The organism is Psychromonas sp., from assembly GCF_047632955.1.
Classification (GTDB): Bacteria; Pseudomonadota; Gammaproteobacteria; order Enterobacterales; family Psychromonadaceae; genus Psychromonas.
In genome coordinates, this window is record NZ_JBLIED010000070.1 from 1 (window position 1) to 8,207 (window position 8,207).

Here is an 8,207-nt window from a genome sequence, read left to right on the forward strand (position 1 = left end):
GCAAATTTAGCAGGTCGTTTGCACTTGCTCCCGGCAATGGCAAACTCAATTTACGTCCTGTAAATTGCCCTACTAAATTCACAAGATAATTGGCGAACATACATGCGAGGGTAAATCAAAAGACAAGGGCATCGGCGAGGCCGACCTAAAAATTATAAATACTGGATTAGGCCTATTATCCTGGTATGATACTGCACAAAATTTCCATTGCTATTTTGAATGACAAAACCAATAAAAATAATTGACCTCTTTGCTGGACCTGGCGGTCTTGGGGAAGGATTTTCTGCTTATAAAGAAAATGCATCTAACCCTTTTAAAATAGCCATCTCTATTGAAAAAGAAACCAGTGCACATCGAACCCTTACGCTTCGAGCTTTTTATCGACAATTTGGTGACGATACACCCGAAGAATATTATCAATTTCTTCGAGGCGAATTAGGTAAAAACCCAGAAGACCAACTCTACAAAATAGAACGTTTTGCAAAGCAAGTTAGCGCCGCACAAAAAGAAGCCAGATGTTTTACACTCGGTGAAGACAACAAGAAAATTGATACTGCAATAGCAGACGCTATTGGCTCTGATGAGTGCATGCTTATTGGTGGTCCACCATGTCAGGCATATTCACTAGTTGGTCGTGCCAGAAATCTTGGAATAAAAGACTACAAAGCCGAAGATGACCCTAGAAGCTTTCTGTATCTTGAGTACTTAAAGGTAATCGCCAAGTATCAACCTTTAGTCTTTGTAATGGAAAACGTTAAAGGCCTTCTATCGGCAAAAATCAATGGCGAGTCTCTTTTCGACAACATGAGAAAAGATCTTCATAACCCCTGTAAAGCGACAAAAACCAGGGCGAAGAAAGGAAGAGTTCGCCACAATTATCGCATTGTTTCCCTAGTGTGCCCTTCACCAGAAAACGGTGTGAAAGCAGGTCACGATGAAATTACAGCAGCAAAAAATTACGTAATCAAAACTGAGGACTTTGGAATTCCACAACGCAGACACCGCGTTATTTTACTTGGTTTGCGAGAAGACATTGCCGACAAATGGGACAATGAGCTAGTTCTAAAGCCATCTGCTACTCAAACGTCAACACAAGACGTTCTTAATGATTTACCAAAGCTAAGAAGTGGATTATCCAAAGGAGTAAACTCCGATGAACGCTGGGTTGAAACACTCAAAGGATCAAAAGCAATACTTTCCAAAACACTTAGAGAGTCTGGGCTTGAATCAATAGCGCAGAATATAGAAAAGGTCATTGATAAAATAAATGTGCCTAGGCAAAAACAGGGCAGTAATTTTGGCGTTAAGAAAACTAAAAGCTTATCGATTGAAAATAATACCGCTTTAGAAAACTGGTACAAAGATACGAAGCTAGGTAATTATGTGGTCAATTACGAAACTCGTGGGCATATCGAAAAAGATCTTTACAGATATATGTTTTGTAGCACATGGGCAATAGTTGCTAAAAAGAATAAATGGGATAATCCATTCCCAAAATCCAAAGATTATCCAGACTTACTAAAACCGAATCATGAAAACTTTAGTAGTGGAAAATTTGCCGACCGTTTCAGAGTACAGCTATCTCACACCCCAGCCACCACAGTAACAAGCCATATATCCAAAGATGGTCATTACTATATTCATTACGACCCAAGCCAATGCAGAAGCTTTACAGTAAGAGAAGCGGCACGTATTCAAACCTTCCCTGACAACTACTTTTTTGTTGGCACAAGAACTCAACAATATGTACAGGTAGGGAATGCCGTTCCGCCTTACTTAGCACATCAAATAGCAAGTGTCGTTTTTAGTCTATTTTGAAGATATACAAATAATTCCTTTTAACCCACTTGGGGGATTTCATTAAATTTGGAATCAATATTCTTCCAAAGTGCTTCTATATCGTAATCCGGGGTACCGATTCGTCCATAATATTTAGAAAATAAGTGTAATAGCTCTTCACGGTAAGGATTATCCAAACTACAAATCAATTTGTATCCTTTTGCTTCAGACATTGGTTCATTCGCAAGGGCTTGAAAATCAACAATGCAATCAGGTAAAAAGAAAGTTCCAGGCAAGAATTTATACCGCTCACTGGTTTGCCCTTTTACCAAGCGCCGCACTTTATCCATGGCCTCATTAAGAGGCTTTTTAGAGGCTCTCTCTCTTTTCTTATCAGGGACTAACTCTTCAAATATATTTTTCTGTTTCAGCCATTCTGAATATAAAGAATGTTCTGAGATTGGAATAACCCGTGCCATCAATACATTTTCCACTTTGCATTGCTCAAAATCGCAAGCAGTCGTTAGTATCATCCAATAACTACCATCTGATTTCAGAAATATATCTGCAGGATTACACCTAGTTGGATCTGGTGGAAATAGATACATTTCAAGCGGGTTAATTTTATTGCTATCAACTCCAATAATATCCTTTACGACTTTTTGAGATAGGTTTTTAGCTAAATTTCTGGCCATTAATAATGATAAATCGGTCGGTTCTACTTTAGCTTGTGAGTCATTTAAAACACTACCCAATGATTCCCACATATACGTTCGACTTTTTTCTTCAATATGTTTAGCTAATTCTGGTAAACCCGTGGCTAAAATGTCTTTTACTGCAGTTCTTAAAACATCATTTGCAGTCCCCTTAGCTACCACTTTTACAAATGGGCTTACTAAGTGTTCTACTTTTTTGGGGTACCCAGTATAAAAAATTACTGGAACAAATAAAGTACTCTTTATTTGTTCTAAAAGTATTTCCCCTTTTTGATCTTCCTCTGCAGGTGCAATTGCGGGGTCAGGATCTCCTCTATCTTCATGTACATCTAAAAATACAATGTCAAAGCGACTAGTTTTAATTTTTGGGATTGCTTCATCAAATGAATTTACGCGTGTGAAAAGGAACTCATTATCGTCCATACGTGAGCTTAAAACTCGCATTAATTCATCTTGTCTTTCCGGCTCGTCATCAACCGTTAATATATTCCATTGCCTTACTGTCATTATTAAACCCTTTTTCTCATGACTAATCGAAACACTGCTCCAACACTTGAATTAGAATCCAGCAACTCTACAGTTCCGTTGTAATACCCCTTAACTATTTCGCCGACTAAACATAGACCTAAGCCGTGCCCTCCGGGACGGCTGCCAACATATGGCTCAAATATTCTATCTTTTAAAATTGGATCTACACCAGGACCGGTATCAGCAAATACAATTTCTAAACCCCCATCATTTAACCTATCAAGCGTAACATGTATGGCTCGTTTATCCTTTGGTACCCGCCCTAGCCAGTAGATACTATTGGTAATTAAATTAGTAAAAATCTCCGATATTTCGGTTACATCGGTGCTCACTAATGTTTGGGTGTTGGGCAATTCGAAGCTAATTGATTCGGCTTTAAGGTCTCGTTCATAAATGTCGAAGGTGCTCTTAATTAAATCTTCAATATAATATTTTTTAGGTCTCCCTTTTTTACGACCCCCAAATGGTTCAACTCTCCTAAATACATCTGACAATACAGATGCTTGATTGACTATTTTTTCAAATCCAACTTCTAACTGTTTTAGTTGATTAGGCTTTATTAACTCGCACTCCACTGCCCAATCTTCGGCCTGCTCTTTACCTAAACCAGCTTCAACTTGAATTGCGGCTAGTGGTTGCCTGCCATCATGTAAAACTTTATCTACTATGCCACCTAGCGTTGCCAATGAATGATATTGAGATAAGACATTCTGTAAATTTGTGATTTGCTTCTTCCAATCAGCTTCAACTTTACTAAGCAACTGGAGCGTTTCACCGGAATCTGATTTTCCTTTCTGAACTGAATCTTTAACAGCAGAAAAGTCAGGTTCATCAAACAGTCCTCCTTGTTCGTTATCTTGCTGCCCCTGTCCCTTAGTCGTTTTGGGTCTTCTGGATACATATCGAATACTTTCAAATTCAGATAAAACTAACGTCACTATTTGCTTTAAGTCGTTATATGAAGAGTTATTATCTAGACCCTCTCTATTACTTCTATCATGCAAATGGGGATTGCCATCAGCAGTGATTGCTATATATCCAGTTATTTGATTGTTTGATATTCGTTTGGTTGGAGTTTGGACACGCCTCAAATCTAATCTTAGCCAGTCGTTGTTGGGTTCACCATAAGGTAGAACACGAAAGCCATCCCGATATATATTCACCCCTGCTATCGCATTCAAGTCACTTTGAATACTTCTAATGCCAGCACCAATTTTTTGCTCAACATTACCTAAATCGTCCCTATCCCAAATTCGTAATTCAAACTCGAAAGCGCCGCACTCAATTGCACGATATTCTTGATTTTTTTCTAAATCAGCAGCACTCTCCAAAGGTTCAATCAACCATTCACCTTTTATGTTTTTTCTATAAAAATGCCCATTTTTTGGAATGCTTTCACCCAATGCTTCTACACTAATAACATATTCAAATTGACCGTCAAAACCAACTTTTCCTTTAACCATATAGTGCGGGTATTTAATTATTTCGGGGGGCTCAATTCGATTCAAAGTTAGGTGGCCGTGTTCACCTTTTTTCAGATAAATGTTGAAATCATTAATTGGGCTAAATGGCGAAATCAAACGAGATAACCCTCGCTCAAGCTCTTTATAATCTTTACTTTCCCATGTGTGCTTTAACTTACTCATTTTTAGCAAAGTACCAGTAAGCTGTTCTTGTAGATTACTAGTTGGTAATTTTCGGATTGAAGAGTCTTCAATAATATCTTCCGGTTTTCTTTCTTCAGTTAAAAACAAGACTTCATCGAGATACAGCTCATCATCTTCAAATTGCGACCAGTCAAATAGTGTATATATTTCTGTTTCACTAGCGTTGATTCGGGAGCTTAATTCTAGCTCGCTCGATATTCTTGACGTGGCGAACCTCCCAATTCCTTTTTCGCCTAAAACTCTTCTTTTTCCACTCTGACTACTTGTTTTATACTTTTTATTTGATGTAGCAATAGTCATCCAAGATTGTTGAACAACATTTAGATTCATCCCGTGTCCATCATCACTTACGATAATGCAGCCTTTCCCTTTCTTTATTTCACCTGTGAATTCAACTAATACATTTTTCGCATCAGCATCGTATGAATTTTTAATCAGCTCGATCAAAGCTACTGTCTCACTACTGATCAGTTCTTCGCCTAGAGTCTTTAATATTCTTGCTTTAGGACGTAAAGAAAACGAATTTTTTGCTTCATTGTCGCTTGTCATTTATTTACTCGTATATTTTGAGACTTGTATAAATATTGAAATCAACTCGAAACGTAAGCCTTTCTATAATGATTACCCTACGCAAGATAAATGATATTACACGGAATTTAAGTAACGAGATAAATTTTTACCTTTATTCGTCAGTCGATACTTTTGTAGTTTACTAGTTGGCTTATCAGGCAACGTCATTTCGATATACCCCAGCTTTAATGATGGCGCAATATATTGCTGACGAGCGTATTCACCATCAGTCAGATTGAGTAACGACTTGATTTCAACTCTACTAAGCTCCCCAGAGAAGATCGAGATTAATTTCTTTACACTATTATCTACCTGGTTGTTATCTACCTGGTTGTCATCTGCCTGGTTGTCATCTACCTGGTTGTTATCTACCTGGTTGTCATCTACCTGGTTGTCATCTACCTGGTTGTTATCTACCTGGTTGTCATCTACCTGGTTGTCATCTACCTGGTTGTTATCTACCTGGTTGTCATCTACCTGGTTGTCATCTACCTGGTTGCTTGGTTCCACTTGAGCTTGTTTTTTAAACAAACTCATATATTCAGAAAAACCATAAGACCGATTACGCTTCTTTGACGACAAGAGGGTTAATACACCGTGCTTTTCAAAATCTCGAATAAGTGCCGCAGCTGTATTACTTTGTATATCTAATAACTCCGCTACACCTTTGACGGTTACGACAGGTGTTTGGTATAAATGCCGCATCAATGCCTGTGCTCCTTCTTGCCTACGTGGACTAAAAACAGGCAGAAAGGTGGCTTCTAATCTGGATTTTAAAGCGACGACGTCCTTTAGAACCTGAATAGAATTTTGCGCGGTTTCAAGTGTGCCTTGTAAGAAAAACACTAACCATTCTTTCATATTATTAGACAACCTGACGGCCATCATGCGGTCTATGTATTCTGTTTTGTTTCTTTCAAAATAGTCTGATAGATAAAGGGCTGGTTTATGTAACAGCTTAAAACTTGAGAGGTATAAGGCGATCATTAATCGACCTAACCTGCCATTACCGTCTAGAAAAGGATGGATCGTTTCAAATTGATAGTGAGCAATAGCAATTTTTATCAGATGTGGGGCACTTGTGTCGTTATTCAAAAACAGCTCTAAGTCACTCATCAGCTCTACGACTAGACTATGATGAGGAGGCACAAATATAGCGTTTTTTAAATTCACTCCTATCCAATTTTGACTAGAACGAAATTCACCGGGTAGCTTTTGCTGACCTCGAACACCTTGCATTAATATTTCATGGGCGTCTTTCAATAAGCGATTACACAGAGGGTATTCGTCAAGTCTGGCGATAGTATTATTACTAGCAGAAATATAGTTTATAACTTCGTTGCGATCATCACGTCGCTCAGGATCAATATCCTGCTCATCAAGAAAAATCTCTTCTATATTTGTGCGTGTACCCTCAATACGACTTGATTGAGTCGCTTCTTTACTAAGGTGCATACGAATAAAGTAATCCACATCTGGCACTGCTTCTGAATAAGCAGACAAAGCACCAACGGCTCTATCAGCTTCACCTAATAGATGTTGTAACTGTGGATCTGACAATATCCATGTTTGGTTTATCTTACTGGGTACAAAGTACTTATAATCGTAACCTTGTTGGTAACCACCAGATTTGTAATCAGACAAATTCATTAAATCGCAAAAGCCCCAAAATTATGACTTAGTATATTATTTATACTAAGTCATAAATGTAAATGCCTTCAACATCAATGTCAAGTTTATGGGAGCTTTGCGACATAAAGAAATAATTAAATCGGAAACTCGCACACCTCAATCGAAATTGGGAATAACTACCCTACAATATAAAATCAAATTAACGACGCCTTTCCGATTTAACGAAATAGTTAAGTCGGAAACTCGTACACCGAGTACGAAAACAGTCCACAAAACAAGGAGGATGAATAATGATAATAATTATCACTAATTGACGGGGGAAGGAACAAAGCTAAGTGTCTATTTTTTCTATTTCTTTGGGAGAAATAAAAAATTTGGTCTATTTGCCAATACCACTAAAAATTTAACATACTAATAGGGAAATCAAACAAACAAGGACCTAAATAATGTTACACAAATTAATTAATACCCTAAGAAACCTGCAAAGCGGATTAGCCGACCTATGGTTGCTAATCATCCTCTTGGCATGCAGTGTATCAACATACAATTTATTGCCATTTCTACATAGATTGTCTTACGGTGATTGGTTGGCAATGCAGGGGATATTTATTCAGGATCAATTTTCCATTGATAGTCTATTAGTAGATGCAATTTTGGATGCATGCCCACCAGTTTTGCTAATGTGGGGAGTAATGATTTTGTGCATGCCTGCGCCAGATGATACATCTTCAAAAAGCAGGACTAATTGGCTTATTAAATTTGTCAGTAAGTTTTTAACTGCGCCTCTTACGACAATATTCATTGCATTAGGAGGTATACTAATTGGAGTTGCAGCAACCTCTATATTTAAAGAATCCGAAACGGCTTTAGCGTTTCTTTTCGGGCTTTATGGCTTGCTATTAGCGTGGCTTGGATGGGGCATAAAAAGATCTTTTTCTAAAGATCAAAAAACGCAAAATAATACCATAGGGCGTTTTTTCCATAGGCACAAAGAAAAAATTAGCACAATATACTTTTGTTTCGCTCTTAGTATTTACCTTTGGAATATCTTTGCGATGCCTTATCAGTTGGTAAACTATTTATTATCATTACCGATTAGTTAATCAACTATCAGGCTCAAAACAACATAAAATCACCATTTTCCAGGCTCTTATTGAGACACCCATCCTTTTGAACGTGATTATCGACACTTAGATTCTAATTGGAAGTGCACCACCTAGTTCATTATAGACTTCATTTGGAGTTTTGAAGCCTAAGCATTTTCTTGGTCGATCATTGAGTAATTGTTCTACTTTTTTTAATTGGTATTGAGTCA

The 8,207-nt window shown here is 37.7% G+C and carries 5 protein-coding genes and 2 pseudogenes; 3 read left to right on the forward strand and 4 right to left on the reverse strand.

All coding sequences use genetic code 11. The features are described 5' to 3' along the window. Positions 1 to 219 precede the first annotated feature (219 nt). Positions 220 to 1,818, forward strand: coding sequence for a DNA cytosine methyltransferase (locus ACJAZP_RS19355; protein WP_415232384.1), 1,599 nt, complete (start codon positions 220 to 222; stop codon positions 1,816 to 1,818). Between the two features lie 20 nt (positions 1,819 to 1,838). Here the strand turns inward: ACJAZP_RS19355 and ACJAZP_RS19360 are convergent, their stop codons facing one another. From ACJAZP_RS19360 to ACJAZP_RS19370, 3 genes and pseudogenes are all read right to left on the reverse strand, one after another. Continuing rightward, entirely contained in the window at positions 1,839 to 3,002 is a 1,164-nt protein-coding gene (locus ACJAZP_RS19360; protein ID WP_415232385.1) for a hypothetical protein, read from the reverse strand. 2 nt (positions 3,003 to 3,004) lie between these two features. Next, complete coding sequence (locus ACJAZP_RS19365) at positions 3,005 to 5,239, reverse strand: ATP-binding protein (RefSeq protein WP_415232386.1); 2,235 nt, start codon at positions 5,237 to 5,239, stop codon at positions 3,005 to 3,007. Between the two features lie 96 nt (positions 5,240 to 5,335). Then, positions 5,336 to 5,551 (reverse strand): annotated as a pseudogene (locus ACJAZP_RS19370) (Fic family protein); the annotation flags it as partial. A gap of 47 nt (positions 5,552 to 5,598) precedes the next feature. Between ACJAZP_RS19370 and ACJAZP_RS19375 the strand changes: the two are divergent. After that, positions 5,599 to 5,787 (forward strand): pentapeptide repeat-containing protein, encoded by a 189-nt coding sequence (locus ACJAZP_RS19375; protein WP_415232388.1) that lies wholly within the window; start codon positions 5,599 to 5,601, stop codon positions 5,785 to 5,787. 454 nt (positions 5,788 to 6,241) lie between these two features. On the opposite strand, the pseudogene ACJAZP_RS19380 reads toward ACJAZP_RS19375, so the two are convergent. After that, positions 6,242 to 6,910 (reverse strand): annotated as a pseudogene (locus ACJAZP_RS19380) (Fic family protein); the annotation flags it as partial. A gap of 428 nt (positions 6,911 to 7,338) precedes the next feature. Between ACJAZP_RS19380 and ACJAZP_RS19385 the strand changes: the two are divergent. Further along, positions 7,339 to 7,995 (forward strand): hypothetical protein, encoded by a 657-nt coding sequence (locus ACJAZP_RS19385; protein ID WP_415232387.1) that lies wholly within the window; start codon positions 7,339 to 7,341, stop codon positions 7,993 to 7,995. The last annotated feature ends 212 nt before the right edge of the window (positions 7,996 to 8,207 follow it).

Excerpts from the sequence above, each read along its gene's own strand:
- ACJAZP_RS19355 (WP_415232384.1), top strand. The coding sequence starts at position 220 with ATGACAAAACCAATAAAAATAATTGACCTCTTTGCTGGACCTGGCGGT.
- ACJAZP_RS19360 (WP_415232385.1), bottom strand. The coding sequence starts at position 3,002 with ATGACAGTAAGGCAATGGAATATATTAACGGTTGATGACGAGCCGGAA.
- ACJAZP_RS19365 (WP_415232386.1), bottom strand. The coding sequence starts at position 5,239 with ATGACAAGCGACAATGAAGCAAAAAATTCGTTTTCTTTACGTCCTAAA.
- ACJAZP_RS19385 (WP_415232387.1), top strand. The coding sequence starts at position 7,339 with ATGTTACACAAATTAATTAATACCCTAAGAAACCTGCAAAGCGGATTA.